The organism is Nocardia sp. PLKS1-43 (assembly GCF_059510335.1).
In genome coordinates this window covers 61,454-78,900 of record NZ_JCAJZQ010000019.1, presented here as the reverse complement: position 1 = coordinate 78,900, position 17,447 = coordinate 61,454, and the positions used below count along the sequence as shown (strand labels likewise).

Annotated in this window: 10 protein-coding genes; 7 read left to right on the top strand and 3 right to left on the bottom strand. The window is 62.3% G+C overall.

Annotated elements, in window-relative coordinates; genetic code table 11:
* The first annotated feature begins 41 nt into the window (after window positions 1–41).
* The 3 genes from AC5WS7_RS38260 to AC5WS7_RS38250 all read left to right on the top strand — a co-directional run bounded on the left by AC5WS7_RS38260 (window position 42) and on the right by AC5WS7_RS38250 (window position 8,536).
* The gene (locus tag AC5WS7_RS38260; protein WP_495959537.1) at window positions 42–2,927 is read left to right on the top strand and encodes a helicase-related protein; all 2,886 of its coding nucleotides are present in this window, start codon (window positions 42–44) and stop codon (window positions 2,925–2,927) included.
* A gap of 2 nt (window positions 2,928–2,929) precedes the next feature.
* Window positions 2,930–7,528 (top strand): DNA methyltransferase, encoded by a 4,599-nt coding sequence (locus AC5WS7_RS38255; RefSeq protein ID WP_495959536.1) that lies wholly within the window; start codon window positions 2,930–2,932, stop codon window positions 7,526–7,528.
* 309 nt (window positions 7,529–7,837) lie between these two features.
* Window positions 7,838–8,536: a hypothetical protein gene (locus AC5WS7_RS38250; RefSeq protein WP_495959535.1), complete on the top strand. Its 699-nt coding sequence runs from the start codon at window positions 7,838–7,840 to the stop codon at window positions 8,534–8,536.
* A gap of 108 nt (window positions 8,537–8,644) precedes the next feature.
* Here the strand turns inward: AC5WS7_RS38250 and AC5WS7_RS38245 are convergent, their stop codons facing one another.
* Window positions 8,645–8,971, bottom strand: a complete 327-nt coding sequence (locus tag AC5WS7_RS38245; protein ID WP_495959534.1) for a 4a-hydroxytetrahydrobiopterin dehydratase — start codon at window positions 8,969–8,971, stop codon at window positions 8,645–8,647.
* The gene (locus AC5WS7_RS38240; RefSeq protein WP_495959533.1) at window positions 8,968–10,299 is read right to left on the bottom strand and encodes a helix-turn-helix domain-containing protein; all 1,332 of its coding nucleotides are present in this window, start codon (window positions 10,297–10,299) and stop codon (window positions 8,968–8,970) included. Before AC5WS7_RS38240 ends, AC5WS7_RS38245 begins: the two co-directional genes overlap by 4 nt.
* A 166-nt stretch (window positions 10,300–10,465) precedes the next feature.
* Here AC5WS7_RS38240 and AC5WS7_RS38235 point away from each other — a divergent pair, with 166 nt between their 5' ends.
* The 4 genes from AC5WS7_RS38235 to AC5WS7_RS38220 all read left to right on the top strand — a co-directional run bounded on the left by AC5WS7_RS38235 (window position 10,466) and on the right by AC5WS7_RS38220 (window position 16,696).
* Window positions 10,466–10,810 (top strand): hypothetical protein, encoded by a 345-nt coding sequence (locus AC5WS7_RS38235; protein ID WP_495959532.1) that lies wholly within the window; start codon window positions 10,466–10,468, stop codon window positions 10,808–10,810.
* Between the two features lie 64 nt (window positions 10,811–10,874).
* The gene (locus AC5WS7_RS38230) at window positions 10,875–11,171 is read left to right on the top strand and encodes a hypothetical protein (protein WP_495959531.1); all 297 of its coding nucleotides are present in this window, start codon (window positions 10,875–10,877) and stop codon (window positions 11,169–11,171) included.
* Between the two features lie 648 nt (window positions 11,172–11,819).
* Complete coding sequence (locus AC5WS7_RS38225) at window positions 11,820–12,980, top strand: fructosamine kinase family protein (protein ID WP_495959530.1); 1,161 nt, start codon at window positions 11,820–11,822, stop codon at window positions 12,978–12,980.
* Between the two features lie 131 nt (window positions 12,981–13,111).
* Window positions 13,112–16,696 (top strand): hypothetical protein, encoded by a 3,585-nt coding sequence (locus AC5WS7_RS38220; protein WP_495959529.1) that lies wholly within the window; start codon window positions 13,112–13,114, stop codon window positions 16,694–16,696.
* Between the two features lie 164 nt (window positions 16,697–16,860).
* On the opposite strand, the gene AC5WS7_RS38215 is transcribed toward AC5WS7_RS38220, so the two are convergent.
* Window positions 16,861–17,439 (bottom strand): DUF3558 domain-containing protein, encoded by a 579-nt coding sequence (locus AC5WS7_RS38215; protein ID WP_495959528.1) that lies wholly within the window; start codon window positions 17,437–17,439, stop codon window positions 16,861–16,863.
* Between the last annotated feature and the right edge of the window lie 8 nt (window positions 17,440–17,447).

The following is a 17,447-nucleotide window of genomic DNA, read 5'->3' as shown; positions in this document are numbered from 1 at the left end:
CTGATTTGGTCTGCCCACCCCGACCCGCAGGAGCACCGTCGATGACCATCGCCGAACAGCCCGATACCTTCGAGGTAGCCCCCGGCTCGATCGTCGTTGTCCGCGACGAGGAGTGGCTGGTCACCTCGGCCGAGCAAGGCTCGGACGGATGGCTGTTACGGGTGCGCGGACTGTCCGAGCTGGTCGCAGACACCACGGCGACCTTCTACCGCAGCCTCGACGACATCGAGGTCCTGGATCCGGCGAAGGCGCATATCGTCCCCGACGGTTCCTCCGGCTACCGTGACTCCCGCCTGTGGCTGGAATCGCTGCTGCGCAAAACCCCGTTCCCCTACGGCGATCAGACGCTGACGGTCGCGACCCGCATGCTCGCCGACTCGCTCAGCTACCAGCGTGCCGCGGTCGCGAAAGCTCTGGACCCGCAACATATTCGGCCCCGCATTCTCCTGGCCGACGCGGTGGGTCTGGGCAAGACCCTCGAGATCGGCATGATCCTGTCGGAGCTGGTGCGGCGTGGCCGCGGCGAACGCATCCTCATCGTCACGCCGCGCCACGTCCTCGAGCAGATGCAGCACGAGCTGTGGTGCCGTTTCGCGCTGCCGTTCGTGCGCCTCGATTCGGCAGGTATCCAGAAGGTCCGGCAGAAACTGCCCGCGACCCGCAACCCGTTCACCTACTACAAGCGTGCCATCATCTCGATCGACACCCTCAAAAGCCCCCGCTACAAGGCACATCTGGAGCGTCAGCACTGGGATGCGGTGGTGATCGACGAGTCGCACAACCTCACCAATGTCGGCACGCTGAACAATGAGCTGGCCCGAATCCTGGCACCGAATACCGAGGCACTGATTCTGGCATCGGCGACCCCGCACAACGGCCGTGAGGAGTCCTTCGCGGAGCTGTTGCGCCTGCTGGATCCCACCGCGGTGGCGGCGGATGGTTCGTTCACCAAGGACGATGTGCAATCGCTGCTGATCCGCAGGCACCGCCACCATCCGGAGGTAGCGGCCGAAGTCGGCAGCGACTGGGCCGAACGCGCAGAACCCGTGCACAGCTTGGTCACGCCATCGCCTGTGGAAGAGCTGGTGGCTCAGGAGCTTTCGCAGGTCTGGTTGCACCCGGAGTCGGGACGTTCCCCCTATTCGGGTGAGACCAGGGCCCTGTTCCCGTGGACTCTGGCGAAAGCGTTCCTGTCCTCGCCCGCCGCGCTGCGCGAATCGATCAACCAGCGCCGCAACAAACTTCAGGAGAAGGGCGGACCGCACGGCCCCGACCAGCGAACCGAACTCGATGCCCTCGACACGCTCGCCGACCTGAACGACAAGGCATTCACCGAATCGGCCGGCAAGCAAGCCGCCCTGATCGACCGCCTACGGGAGATCGGCATCGGCCAGAAGTCACCTACTCGCGCTGTGGTTTTCGCCGAACGAGTCGCCACGTTGAAATGGCTGGTCGACCTGCTGCCCACCGCGCTGGACCTGAAGCCGAACGCGGTCGCCATGCTGCACGGTGGCCTTTCCGATGTCGAGCAGCAGCAGATCGTGGACAGTTTCAAACTCGAAACCTCCCCGATCCGCGTGCTGGTCACCGGCGATGTGGCATCGGAGGGTGTGAACCTGCACGCGCAATGCCATCACCTGATCCACTACGACATCCCGTGGTCGCTGATCCGCATCGAACAGCGCAACGGCCGCGTGGATCGCTACGGCCAGAAGCATCCGCCGGTGATCTCGTCACTGATCCTGAAGCCGTCGGACCCACAGTTCTCCGGTGACCTTCGCGTGCTGTCGCGTCTGATGGAACGCGAGAACCAGGCCCACGGCACACTCGGCGACGTCGCCTCGCTGATGGGCAAACACAGTGTGGGAGAGGAGGAATCCGCAATCCTCGATGTCCTGGCAGGCAAGTCGACCCTCGACGAACAGCTGCGCTCGATCGAGGAGGTGGCCGAGGGCGACGACCTGGACGCTTTCTTCGCCCAATTCGACCTCATCGAAGACGAACCGGCCGCCCTACCCGAGGAACCTCGCCACAGCCTCTACCCCGACGACATCAGCTTCCTCGACGAGGCGTTGCGTGCGGCATTCCACGATGTCCCGCACGCGAACCCGGACGCCGGCGGTGTCGGCTGGACTCGCCACACCAATCACGGTATCGCCGAACTGATTCCACCCCGCGACCTCAAACAGCGCCTGGGACAGCTCCCGCAGAACTATCTCAGCGAAGGCCGAGTGCTCGAGCGCTTGAAGCTGGCCACCACCTCCGCCGTCGGCAACGCCCAGTTGCGCGCGGCGCGAGAAGGTAAGGGCGTCAACGACACAACGTGGCCGGAAGCGCATTTCCTCGGCCCCCTGCATCCGGTCCTGGACTGGGCCAGCGACCGAGCGCTCAGCGCCCTGGGCCGCAACCAGATCTTCGCCATCCGCGGCCAAGTCGACGCGGTCACCGTGCTGCTGATGGGCACGCTGATGAACCGTCGCGGTCAGCTCGTCTCGCGAGTCTTCTCGATCGCCGAATTCCCCAACCCCGGCAACCCGTCCTTCTGCCTGGTGGAGCCGATCGAGGACCTGAACTTCCTGACCACCGACACCGGCCTGCAGCCCGGCACCTCGAATCCGGGTGCGCTGCACGATCTCGAACAACTGCAACCACTCATCCCGGTGGCAGTCCACGAGGCCGCGCAGTCGATGAAGGTCGTCCTCGACGCGCAGAAAGCCTCCGCCCAGGAACGCCTCGACGCCTGGCGACAGCGCGCCAACCGCTGGCATACCGGCGCCGAACAGCTGGACCTGTTCAGCGGCCAGAAGAAGAAGGTCGAGAAGCTGTCGCAGCGCATCCTCGAGGAACAACGCCTCGCCGAATCCCTAGCTCCCACACAGCAGCTGGTGCGTCCCCTGCTCGTGATCGTCCCCGAAAAGGATCAGTGAACATGGCCTCCTTCGATTCCATCGTCGTCGGCGAGGATTGGATCAGCGAGCACTACTTCACCACCGATTCGGTGAAGGAATCCTTCCACGGCAAAGTCATGGACCTGCGCAAAACCTGGGACGCCGAAGCCAAGGAAGGCCGCCCCACGGTCCGCAGCACCCTGCTCGCGGCAGCCCGCGACCTGCAAACCGCCCTGGCCGCCCTCGCCGAGGACCCCCTCGCGGCTCCCAAGGCCCATGCCCAGGTCCGCGCCGCCTTCGGCTACCAAGGCGAACTCACGCCCTTCACCGCCGAACGCGCCGGTTCCGACCTGGAAATCCCCAACGCCCAGCTTTTCGACATCCCCGATGTGCTGTTCCTGCAAGCAGATCCGGTGGAAGCACTGGAAGATCTCCTCGCACCGGAAACCGGCCTGCTGATCACACCCGCCATCGAGGACGGCAAGCCCATCGAATCGGCGTCGAAGGCGGTCTCGGCAGCCTTCCGCTCCGACACCCCACCGACGTTCGTGGTGGTGCAGGCCGGTCAATGGCTTTTGCTCGCCGAAGCCGAACGCTGGGCAGAGGGCCGCTACCTGGCAATGGACCTGTTGGTGGTGGTCGAACGCCGTCACGACACGCGGGGCGGTGAGATCGACCGTGCCGCAGCCATCTTCGGATACGAATCGTTGAAGGCCGACGCCGACGGCAACATCTGGTGGACCGGCGTCCTCGAAGATTCCGTCAAGCACACGGTCGGCGTCTCCAAGGATCTGCGCGAAGGCATCCGCCTGTCCATCGAGATCATCGCCAACGAGGTGGTCCGCCGCCGCGCCGATCGCGGCCTCACCATGGACGGCATCGACGGCAACGAACTCGCCAAACACTCCCTGCGGTTCCTGTATCGAATCCTGTTCCTGCTATACGCGGAAGCCTCGCCGGAGATGCAGGTGCTGCCCACCGGTGCTGCCGAATACGAGGAGGGCTACGGGCTCGACCGGCTGCGCGAACTCACCCTCACCGAACTGGTCTCCCACCGCGCCCGCACCGGGACTCACCTCTACGACTCGTTGAAGAAGCTGTTCGACCTGGTCGACCGCGGCCACACCCCGGTCGTGCGCGAGCCAGTTCTGGACGACCCGGCACCCGGCCTCGAGTTCAATCCGCTGCGCGCGGACCTGTTCTCCCGCAAGGCAACCGAACTCATCGATGAGGTCGGTCTCGGCAACGAAGCCACTCAGCGCGTCCTCGAACACCTCCTGCTCACCAAGGAATCCAAGGGCCGCAAGGGCGGCGACCGCGGTTTCATCAGCTACGCCGAACTCGGCATCAACCAACTCGGGGCGGTATACGAGGGGCTGATGTCGTACACCGGATTCTTCGCCGGAGAGGACCTGTACGAGGTCGCCAAGAACGGTGATCCAGAGAAAGGCTCCTGGGTTGTCCCGGTCGACCGTGCCGACCACCTGTCCGAATCTGACTTCGTGCGCGCCGAAGACCCGGACACCCACGAGAAGAAGCCCGTCGTGCACCTCAAGGGCACCTTCGTCTTCCGCCTCGCCGGCCGCGAACGGCAACAATCGGCGTCGTACTACACGCCCGAGGTACTGACAAAATTCGTTGTCTCCCAGGCTTTGGAGGAGTTGCTCGACCAGAACGACACCTACACCACGGCCGACGAAATCCTCCAACTCACCATCTGCGAACCCGCCCTCGGGTCCGGGGCATTCGCCATCGAAGCCGTGCGCCAGCTCGCCCGCGAATACCTCACCCGCAAGCAGAAGGAACTCGGCAAGCGAATCGACGCGGACCAAGTTCCCGTCGAACTGCAAAAGGTGAAGGCACACATTGCACTTCACCAGGTGTACGGCGTCGACCTGAACGCCACCGCTGTAGAACTCGCCGAAATCTCCCTCTGGCTGGACACCATGGTCGCTGGCCTACAAGCGCCCTGGTTCGGTCTGCATCTCCGACGCGGCAACTCGCTGATCGGAGCCCGCCGCGCGGTATACATGCCTGGTGAACTGGCCAAGAAGGCCTGGCTGAAGACGGTCCCGAAAGATGTCCCACTCGGCGAGGAGATCGGCACCGGTATCCACCACTTCCTCCTCCCTTCCGAAGGCTGGGGCGCGATCGTTGACACAGCCGAGGCCAAGACATACGCCCGCGAGAAGCGCGAAGAACTGCGCCTGTGGCGCAACGAGATCCGCAAGTCGCCGTCCAAGGACATCGCCAAACGCCTCGCCGCGCTGGCTCAGCGGGTAGAGACGCTGTGGGAGTTCACGCTGCGTCGACTGACCATCGCCGAATCCGAGATCCGGCGAGACCTGCACCTGTGGGGCAGGGAGCCGGTCGAGCACAAGCCCGCGGTCACCCGAGAGCAAATCGAAAAAGCACTGAGCGACGAGAACGGCGCAAACCGCCGTCTGCGCCGGGTCATGGATGCCTGGTGCGCACTGTGGTCGTGGCCAGTGACCGAGGATATCGCTGCGCCGGATTGGGATCAGTGGGTTGGTGGGCTCGAAGCGCTGCTCGGGCTAACGCCCAAGGCTGGGAAGTTCGAGAAGTACGGGCAGACGAGTATCGCCTCGGACCTGAGCTGGTTCGAGCTGGATGTCGCCGAGCACACAGACCTCACATTTGGCCAGGTAAAACCGATACAGGCGGCAATGGCGGAGTTCCCATGGTTGACTGTTGCAGCGGAGATTTCCGGCGCACAAGGGTTCCACCACTGGGAGGTGGATTTCGCGCCGGTGTTCGCAGAGGGCGGATTCGACCTCCAAGTGGGTAATCCACCATGGGTGCGTCTGGACTGGGACGAAGCGGCCATACTGGCAGAGTTCGATCCTTGGTGGGCGTTGGTACACAAACCGTCCGAGACCGCCAAGGAAGACAAAGCGACGGACATGCTGGCCGCGCCGCTAATCCAGTCGACACTTCTCGATGAGCGGACAGCCCAAGCTGGCATCAGCCAGCATCTGGGCTCAGCCACCGACCGTCCCGTCCTGTCCGGTCTGCGTCCCGATATGTATCGTTGCTTCATGGAGCGTACATGGCGCTCGATGTCCACGCGTGGAATTGTTTCTTTGATACACCCTGAAAGCCATTTCACCGAATCGCGAGCTAGTAAGCTTCGCCGCCACAGCTATCTGCACCTTCGTCGACACTGGCAGTTCAGAAACCAACTCAAGCTTTTCCGAGAGATAGATAATGGCACCCAATATGGAGTGCATGTCTATGGGATAGAATCCTCTATCAGGTTCCTACAAGCATCGGTACTCTACCATCCGGATGTTGTAGTTCGTTCAATACGGCACGATGGCAATGGCCCTGCACCCGGCGCAAAAGACCCCGACGGTAATTGGGACATGCGCCCCCACGCAGAGCGAATAATCGAGGTTACTGAAGCCGAGTTATCCAGGTGGGCTGCACTCATTGACGAGCCCGACACTCCCGCCGCTGAGGCACGCATGTTGTATCCCGTCAACCGCGCAAGTGCCAATGTGCTGGACAAGATCGCGGCCGCGCCACGCTTGGCAGATGTCGGATTCGACTGGACAGCAGGGTGGAACGAAACTAATGACCGAAAGCTCGGTTACTTCGAATCCCGGTCCGCAGTTCCGAATGATTGGCGGGAGGTGATCCTCCAAGGACCACACATAGGCGTAGCAAGCCCGATCCATCAACAGGGCAACCCGACTATGCGAAGCCCCAAGGACTACACCCTGACCCAACTGCAGTCAATCTCCGAGAGCTTCATCCCGAGAACCAACTATCAGATCGCCAAGCCGATTGAGGACTATCAAGCCGCTTACCCCCGTTGGAGTGGCGAACCGAGCTCATCCTTTTTCCGCTTGGCGTGGCGCGAAATGTGTGACACCGGAACCGTTCGTACTTTGCAGTCGGCGCTAATTCCACCGGGACCGGCCCACGTGCATGCCGTATTCGCACTACGGTTGCCAGATGACGCCCTCGGTTTGGCAACGCTCGCTGGCGTTAGCCACTCGATTGTCACCGACTTCATGATCAAGGTAGTGGGCAATGCTCACATCAACGCAGCCACATGGCTACGGTTCCCCTATCCTCGCAACCATCGACTCGAGCCGTACCTCGTCTTGCGCGTCCTCCGCCTCAACTGTCTGATCCGCCCGTACGCAGCTCTCTGGTCCGAGCTCTATACGCCAAGCTGGCAGCAGGACTCCTGGGTCCCAGGCATCGCAACTACTTGCGAGGGAAGACCCGAGCTCGGGGCGGTGGAGCCAAATTGGGGGTGGCGCACCCCGCTTCGCACGGACGCCGACCGCCGGCAAGCCCTCATCGAAATCGACGCCATTGTCGCCGTCATGCTCGGCATAACCGCCGAAGAACTCCTAACCATCTACCAAACCCAATTCCCCGTCCTCCAAAAATACGAACGCGAAGCCCTCTACGACGCCAACGGCCGCCAACTCCCCACCAAACTAGCCTCCGAATACCGCAAAAAAGGCGGCCTCCCTCGATCCGACCTAACCGTCGACGGCATCACCTACGAGGAACCAATCACAGGTGTCAATCGCGAGCACGACATGCAACTAGCCCACGCCCACTTCACTCACCTCGCTACTAGCTCACGGGAACTGTGACGTATGGGAACTATTTCGCTTTCACCGCCGTTTGAGGTGAATTATAATGCGTTCACGTTTCCGCGAACGATAAAATCGCAAGGCCAATTGACCTTCCAGCCCGAAGAATTGGCCCACGCACTATTCTCCACTGGACGCGCTCCCGGCGACCTCTACAAGCATGGCCCTAGGTCTACGTGGGAATGGCTACACCGCACCGCACTTATCCCGGCATACATACGCCGCGAACCGTACGGCTCTCTCACTCGTTCACAGCTTGCGCGCGAGCTCGATCGCTCCGAGCTAGTCGGGCTCTCCTACGCTCTCGGCATGGCCATGACAACGATCTTCTGCCGCCAGGTCGTGGGCGTAAGCCATCTACTCCATATCGATCGATATGCCTCGACATTCGGAACTACCTTCGCGAATGGCCGCAAGCGGGCAGATCTACTCGGCTGTGCTCCCTTGGGGTGGGTCGTTGCCGAGGCCAAGGGGCGATCAAGAGCGATGGAGCGTAAGCTTCGCGGCAAGCTGATCGACCAGAAGCGGTCGGTGCTCTCGGTCGAAGGCAAAGCGCCTTGGCTCGCATTGGGCTGCGTCGCTTCATTTCCGAGTGGCTACAATCTGAGAGTCGACGCGTTCGATCCGGTCGAGCCCGACGAAGAGGCGATCCGACTCGATGATGTGACGCGGGACCGTTACCTGTATTCCTACTATCTGCCATTCATCGACGCCCTCAACGCTGGCGACGGTGGAACAGATGTGATACCCGCCGGCCGCACAGGAAGCATCCCTTTCGAAACCACTAGCTTCGGCAGCTTCCGTCTACAATTCGGACTCATCAGGGGTATCGCTGAACTCACCCGAGAGACGCGACCTGATGACACCGCCGGCTATGGAGAGCGTGTTCTAGCATTGCTCGACTCTGCTCGTGAGCAGGAGACTCCGATGTTTCCTGACGGGACAATAATACAGACCGATTGGTTAGAGACGATTCAATCCCGTGATTCGCATACTTGGGTCGAATAGCGCATTCAGCATGAACGGCTCGAATCCGCTCTCGTTTGGCAAAGGGCCTTCGCACTCACCGATGACGAAAATGTACTGGCCATCGTCACAGCCAGCTTTCCATCAGTATCAGCTCTTCCCATCAACCGGGGTCGAGCTGGCAGCTTCCGCGATCCGATCAATATCCCCCGCGAGATCGAAGTCCAACTCGGTCAACTTCCGCCCGACATCGTGGGTCGTGATCCGAAACTCGATCCGCTGCCAAGTGATCAGCATGTCGGGATGGTGCCCCACCTCTCGGGCCTTCGCCGCGACGTACACCGCCAAGTGCACGCACTCATGGTAAGTGTGCGCGAAGGTTCGCGTGATCTCGTCGCCATCGCGCTCCCAACCGGGCAGGGACTCAAGACGGGTGGCAATCTCGCTGTCACTCAACGGAGTTGGCAGTGTGGTCATGCGACAGACTCTACGAGAGCGCACAGCTCACGCCCGGCTGAGGTGTCCGCCCACGAACGGGCATGGGAGGCAACCTCCTTCAATTCGCTGCGGAGTCTGGCGGACCCGGTGACTCTAACTGCCTCCACCGCCTCTGCTGCTGCCCATACAGCGCGGTCGGGGTCCGGTACCGTGGACAGCACAGCCGCCTGCCTCGCTCGGAACACAGCGTTGTCCCGACGCGCAGTCTCCGGCATCGAGTCCATGATCTCGTCCCACAGTATGGCCGCATCCATGGCGTCTCGTCGGTTGCCGGTGCGCCCATAACAGGTCGCCCGCTGTACCTCCATGTGGTGCGGGGTGCGACGGCAGGAGTTTCCCCACGGGTGCTCGTCATCGATACGGTCGATCAGCGACAAAGCGTCATCGAGCAGGCGCTCCGCCGTGGGGCGATCGCCAAGCATGGCGTGGCCCTGCGCCTCGTGTTGAAGTGCCATTACGCGGACCTTCGGAGACAGTTTCGGTCCGGCCGCACGAGCCGCCCGCGCGTAGTCGACGACAGTACGGCCATCGCTGTGGTCCAATGCGAGCATCGCCATGTTTGATAGCGCATAGGAAATGAGCTCGCGGTTGCCACCGCGGTGCGCGAGGGACAAGGTGGCGTCTCGCCAATTCGCGGAGGCCGCGAGGTTACCCGCGTCTTGATGGAGCCAGCCGAGCAGAGCGGCGTACGCAGTGCCGATTTCCAGCAGGCCGAACCGTACCGATGTATCAGCGGTCCCTGCGAGACACTCGATCAGTTCCGTCTGAGCTCGCACTGTCGGGATGAGGTAGAGCGGCCCGAGGTACATGTCTGCGGTGTAATGGCCGGACAGTTGAGAGCGGAAGTAGTCGACAAGTTCGGGGGCCACACGGGCACCAGACACAAGGTCTGAAATCTCGGTGTGTGTCGCGGTCAAATCCGAGTTCGTAACACCCGCAGCGAGAGCGGCCAGCCCACCGACAGCGGCGCCGAAATCCCGTCGTCTCATGTTGTCGACCTCCTGCACACCGATCCCAACCAACGCACCATTCGGCGACGATATTTCGATGCTGGCGATATGGCGAGTATCGCCCGATTGCTGCAATGCGACATCGAAGCGCGCCCGCTGCTCGCCGTCGAGCCTTCCGTGGGTGGTGTCCATGCACTCGGAGTACTTCGCTCCCAGAGCAATGTCGGCACCTCTGCGTTCCCATTTGCCGACCGCTTCCAGAGAACACCCGATCCGGTCAGCGAACTGAATCTGCGTGTCCCGCAACGCTGTACGCAGCGCCGCGACCTCGAGACCGGTCCACTTGATGATCGTCATCTCTCGGCGTCCCCCTCCGCTGTAGTACCGCCAGGGTACGGGCTCAGTACGGGTTCGGTGTGTCCTTCTGACGCGGCGACAAGGCGAAGCTGAATGCAATCAATTACCGCAGACCGCAGAGGCGCACGCTCGACTTTCGCCCCGACAGAACCCGGAGCCGACCGCTATGCCCGTACCCGCAGCCGAAACCAGCGCCCGTGAGCTGATCAACGTGGAGCCGACCGGTATCGCCCCGGTCGACGACGGCATGCGTCAGGAACTACCGAAACTCCCCATCAGGCGCGCGCACAACCGGTCGATGGCGGCCACCCTGCGCCTCTGGAACACCCGGAACCGGGACCTTCTCGAACGAGTCGCCGCAGGCCTCCGCCACCTCGATTCTCCGGCGAGCTGCAAGAGCACCGAACCCATTCGCGGGCGAGCACACGCCATCCACGTCATGGCCGATCACGCCAAGCACGACTGTCCCCGGTTCCGGCTCGCAGCACAGTACATCGAGGCCGCACAGTGACCACCGCTCGATCCCGAATCGTGAAGGGACAAGCGCTTTGACGGAAATGAACAAACCGATACGAGTGATCGCGCTGCTGCACAGTGACCACGACCCGGCCATCTTGGAAGCACTGACGCGGCAGCACCGGCTGCAGATCGTCTACACCGTGCACACCGACACCGTCGCCGTCCTGGCCACGCTGATCGCTGTGCAGTACGCGCTCGAGTACGCCGCGGATGCGGTCGTGATCCCCCACCTCGGCACTCTCGTGCCTGGCGCGCCGTGGTTGAGGGTCACCCAAGCCGCCGACCTGATCACCAGTACACAGAGATACCCCTTGTTGCCGACAATCACCGAGCAGGCGGGAGGCGAACAGTGATCACGCTCGGATTCGTCATCGCAATCGGCCTGCCACTGGCCGTGCTGATCTTGGCGGTGACGCTGCCGGACCCCACGGGTGGGACGTCCGTCGACAATGAGATTTTCCGGGTTGAACCACACCTGTTCGACCTCGCCCGGTCGCCGACCACGGACGGCCGTTGGCCTGCTGGCGACCGTGGAGATCGACTCGGATTGATCGGTACCCCGAGACTCGAGCGACCGCCATCGAGCAGACGATCAGACTGATGTTTCATCGAAATCCGTTGTACAGCTTCAGATTCTCAAACGTGGCGCCTGATCGCCTTCCGTCACCGTTATGGGTGATTCGCGAATACTTCGATGTCTTCCAAGGCGTCTTCGGCGCGGCCGGCAGTCGCCGGATCGTCCAATAGTCGTCGGACAGCAGGCACGACTCGCGCTCGGTCGATCGACCGGTGGATACGCGCAACGTGCCCCAATGCGGTAGCAGCTGCGATCCGCAGCTCCGCGTCACTGCTGGCGATCAGCTCGAGCGCCCGATCGGTTATCCATCCGCCATCCGGATCATGAAGCGCCACACGCACTATCGCTTCCCCCGCAGCTCTCCTATCGCTCGATGACAACCTTTCGAGTGCGTCATCGCGGCTCAACGGCGTCAGGCTGTGATATGTACTCAATTGATCTGCTTCCCTTGCCTTTCGACTTTCCCATCATTGCCCATGACCTCGGATCGGGGCGATCCACCGGCGAATTGCTCTCCCCACGCAAGTTCACCAGTGGGCACGGAAAACAAAACCCAACTGCGTCAAATCTCAGATCGCGCACCCGGTCGACCAGCTATTGCCGACCGCTTCCGTCACGCCAATCTGGCGGGTCACCACCGCCGAGAGCAGCAAGCTGTCCAAACGATCGAGCCCAGTTCCGCTCTCCTCGTGGGAGACTCATGACGATGACACCGAACGAGGAAGTCGGCGGTATCGATCAATCTCGGCTGAGTGATCTCCTCAGCCGACCAGTCACCGCCGTACATGACCTGGGCGCTCGGCATTCCTGGACACTGCACCGCGTCACACTGGCCGATGGTCTCGTAGTGTTCGTCAAGGCAAGCTCGGATCATGCTGGGGTGTTCGCGGCCGAAGCCGCGGGGTTGCGGTGGCTCGGCGCGAACGCCCCGGCATCGATGGTGCCCGAAGTACTGGCTGTTGGCGACGGATTGCTTGTGCTGCCCTGGATTTCGGCCGAAGAGCCCACAACGGAAGCTGCCGCACAATTCGGTCGCGACCTGGCTGTCCTCCATAGACAATCGGCGTGCTACTACGGCGCCCCGTGGGCCGGTTATATCGCCGATATTCCATTGGACAACACGCCCTCCGACGGACGGTGGTCGCACTGGTACGCCCAGAAGCGGCTGGCACCGTTCCTGCGACGCGGTGCCGCTCACCTCTCACAGGAAGAGGTCCGATCGGTCGAGCGGGTAATCGAGGACATTGATCGATTCGCGGGCCCTCCCGAGCCTGCCCGCCGGATCCACGGCGACCTGTGGTCCGGCAACGTGATGTGGTCGAACGGCCGCGGCGTGGTGATCGACCCGGCCGCACACGGCGGGCACCGCGAAACCGACCTCGCGATGCTCGCCCTGTTCGGCGCACCCCACCTCGAACACATCCTCGCGGCCTACCACGAGACGGCTCCTCTGGCCGATGGATGGCAGGACCGCATACCACTCCACCAACTACATCCACTTCTGGTACATCTGGCCCTGTTCGGTGCCGACTACCGGCGATCAGTTGTCGCCGCGACTGCGACCATCCTGGCATCGGCAGGCTGACCAACGCGAAATATGTTGCCGTTCGGCCATATTCGGCGTATCGACCGGTACACTCGGACCCGAGCGACGCGGGGGCATGGCGTCCCGGCTCGCACCGACAGTTGAGGCGAGATCGTATTGGGGGGTGCGTAGTGTCTTCTTCGGATCTGCGCTCACTGTTCACATCCGGCGGCCGGGATCTGAATGCCCAGGAGGTCTTCACAAACCGGCACGACGAGTGGCGGGCGGTAGTCAAAAGCCTTCTTGCCCATGTCGCGACGACTGCCGCGCCCGGGTTCAGCGTCACTGACTTCGCCAGTCCCCGCCGCAACGTCCTGGTCTTCTACGGTGTCGGCGGCATCGGGAAAACCACGTTCGCGAAGAAGCTCGAAACACACATGACGGCGCAGTCTGGCGAACATCCGGCGGCAGGGTGGTCGGCACTACCCGACGAGGTCGGTCGACTACTGCCGGTGCGCATCGACCTGTCCCGTCAGTCCGGTGTGGATCTCGAGGACGCGGTCTTGGCCGTGCGGCTCGCCGTCGGCAGGCTGGGGCGGCCGCTGTGCGCGTTCGACCTGGCGATACGACATTACTGGGAGGTCAATCACCCTGGAGAACCGCTGGACGGTTATCTGCAGCGCAACAGTTTCCTGCGGCGGTTGTCACGATCGGTATCGCTTCCCAAGGACATTTCGGTGGCAGTGGAAGACATCGCCGACAAGCTGCAAATACCGACCGCGGTGGGCGCAACGGCGGCCGCCGTCACGAGAGCCCTGGTCAAGGCATTGCGCGAACATCGTGACGCGGTGCGCGCTCTGGCGGGTTGCGACCGCCTGGCGGATATTCTGGAGGCCGACCAGGACATCACTACCCTCAGCTATATGCCGTACCTGCTTGCGTGGGACCTGGCTCAATTACCGGCCAAGCACACCGGCACACCCGTCATCTTGTTCGACACCTTCGAGGAAATCGCTGGGCGCAGCTATCGCGATGTGGAGCAACTGTTCCAGCGAATGGTGTGGCTGATGCCCAACGCGCTGTTCATCATCACTGGCCGCAACCGCCTTCAATGGGATACCGAACTGTTGGAGGGACAACTCGATTGGACTGGACCGGCGCGTTGGCCGGGACTGACCGCCACTGCCGTCGGCGAGCCGCGCCAGCACCTGGTCGGTTTCCTTTCCGAAGACGACTGTGAAGAGTACTTGCGCACCAGACTCACCCGCGCCGGCGAACCCGTGATCTCCGCCCCGGTGCGCGCCGAGATCGTCGCACGCTCACACGGATTGCCGCTGTATCTGGATCTGGCCGTGATGCGATTCGTCGAATTGCTCGATCGCACCGGAACACCACCCGGACGCGAGGAGTTCCAGCGCGACTTCCCCGCCCTGGTCGCCCGAGTTGTTCGAGACCTGACCACCGACGAACGGACCGTGCTACGCACCGTTAGCCTGCTGGACTCGTTCACTGTCGACCTGGCGACCACGGCCTCCGGACTGCGCCACGACGCCCCGGTTCGTAACCTGATCGAGCGCCCGATCGTCATCGACGATCCTTTCGCGCCTTGGCCGTTCCGGCTACACGACGTCATCCGCTCCGCAGTGCGGGAAGCGGACGCCACCGCCGAAGATCGCTGGTCGCCCGATGATTGGCGACGCGCCGCACAGTCGACCTTCGATGCCCTCGGAACCCGGGTACCCGTCCGCGGCGGCTACCGCTGGCGCCAGGGTTTGATGTCATGCCTCACTGAAGGATTGCGGTTGGCGTGCGAATTCGGGCTCGCCCCCGGTTGGCTCACCGACGCGGCCTGGCAGTACGTCATCGAATCGGTGTGGGAACCCGTGGAAATACCCGAGGGGTCGCACTCCCCCAGCCCGGCAATGGCATTGGCCCGTACTCTGCACGCCATCTCCCAGGGGCAACGCGCCCACCGACGCGACAGCGCCGACGAACTGCGCACCGTGCTGAGCTGGAACCTGCTGCCTGAGCCCGCACAAGACCTCGCCAGGTACTTTCTCGCCGAGAGTCAACGCCACCTCGGTCTCTACGGTGCCTCGGCCGACAACATGCGCCGCGTCGCGGCGGGTAACAGCCCCATGGCCGGCGAGGCCCTACGCGGAGTGTCACATATCGCCCGACACGTTGGGCGCTTCGATGATGCCCTCGCCGCCATCGAGGCCCTCGACCGTGACACGCACTACCACCGCGCACTCGGCCATCTCTGGTGGACCCAGGGAAGTATCGCCGCGGCCTGCGACGCCTACGCCACCGCACGCCGAGCCGCCCTTGCCGCCGACAACCCTGGACACGCGGTATTGGCGCAAGCCGGACTCGCGTTTGCTGCCGCCCTCGACGACGGCGGCCGAGCCCGCCAGCAGATCGCCTTGGCGAACAAACTGCTGCACGGCATCAAACAAAACTGGTCGGAAACCCAGATTGAAACTGCCACTCTGCTACTGGACGCCGGGTTCGACCCCGACCTGCCCACTCGATTCGACGAACTGGAAGCCCGGGCCGATGCGGCCGGGCTCGGCTCAGCGGTCGCCTACATCCGGTTTTCCAGATGCTTCCACCACGCCATCCGCCGCGAAACAGACCACCTGATTGCCGCACGAGAGCAGCTCACGCTCAGCACCATGGGAGGGGAATACGCCTACCTCGTCGAAATCACCCACTTCTTCGACGACACCCAACCGGCCCCCGAACTTCCCACTGCGCAGTGGATCGACGGCCGTGACACCACCGCAGGGCGATGGCACCGCCTGATAGCTACCCGCCAACGTGCTCTCACCGAGGACTCGACCACGAAACCGCCTGTGTCAATTACACTTCCGACGATGACACGCGAGATCGTCGCGCCCCTCAGCCCTGAAACTGCTCGACATGCCCTAGATTTCGCCGCCCTCGAAGCAGGCATCGACACCGGCGATGCCGAGCTGATCAGAATCGGCGAAAACGCTATCTATCGTCTGCGCTCCCAAGGCATCGTCGCTCGCGTGACCCGCACGGCGCGGCAACAAGCCGTCGTAGACAAAGAACTGGCCGTCGCCCGCTGGCTCGCCCACCACGAGTATCCCGCTATCACGGTGGCCGAACGCATTCCCCAACCGATACAGGCCGACGGACGGCTCATCACGTTCTGGGACCTCGTCGACATCCACGGCGAAGCCACCAATAACGACCTGGCGGCGCTACTTCGTGACTTCCACCGACTACCCGCACCCGACCATCCGCTGCCACAATTCGATCCGTTCGCCAAAATTCCCACCCGACTGGCCAACCCCGGTCACGCCGACCCCGCCGACGTGGCCTACCTCACCGACCTCTACCACGACCTGAAAACTCGTTACGCCGCACTCGGATTCGGCAACTCGTCCACTGTCATCCACGGGGATGCCCACCTCGGCAATATCATCCCCACCGCATCAGGGCCATTGCTGTCGGACTTCGAAGTCGTTGCCCGCGGCCCCTGGCAATGGGACCTCACCACCACTGCCATGACCGTCGATCGGTTCGACATGCCCCGTGGCGAATATGGCGAATTCAGCAGAATCTACGGACGTGACGTCACCGAACTACCGGAATATCCCGTGCTACGCGCCGTTCGAGAACTCACCATGGTCACCTGGCTCATGCAGTTGGTCGACGTCAGCTCAGATCATGCACGCGAATTCACTCACCGCGTCAACTCACTCCGCGACGGCGAGCTCACTCGACGCTGGCACATATTCTGACTGTCGAGTCGCTGCGCTGATCGACGACAGCCACATGACAGCGCAAACAGCCATCACCGATACCTCGATCTCAGCGCACCCGTTGCCAGGACGGTAACGAGCGGTGGGCGCAGGTAACCGAGGTCGATTCCGCCACAGACAATGTCGCACAGGCAGCCGACGATTCAATTATTGTCCCCGATGGTCGGTTCGATTATATTGGCGATATCCAGAACACCGTCGCATGGATTGGTGTGATCCATGATAATACTGTGCCAGATTATCGCCATATCTCCCGACTTCGTCGGAAGATATATATAGCATTCATAACCAGGAAAGTTGGTCACCTCGAATCCAACTCTCCTGTTCACGGTTACCGATTTGACCGGCTGGTCCGGATGCGGTGGATCGTTCCAGTACTTTCGATCTACATCCAAGTTCTCGTTGGACGATGCTACATCCAGTGTCGACTTCGGTTTTATTAATCCGTGCAGATCATCATCGAACTTGCATCCGAATATGATCGTCGGCGGTTTCGCTGTTCCTGCGTACCGCTTACGTGTTGCAGGGTCGTATCCGGCTTTTTCGACGACACTGTCCGGGATCATCGTGCACGGATCATAAATCACTTTGGGGCTAATGTCCGGGCCTTGAGTCGGCGGCTGCAGACTTGGCGCCGTGAGCGCAGCGGAAGGGTTATCCGGCTGCCCAGAGGGCCCCTGACTGCAGCCTGCGGATCCGAATATTACGAGAATTACCAGCATCCTGCAAA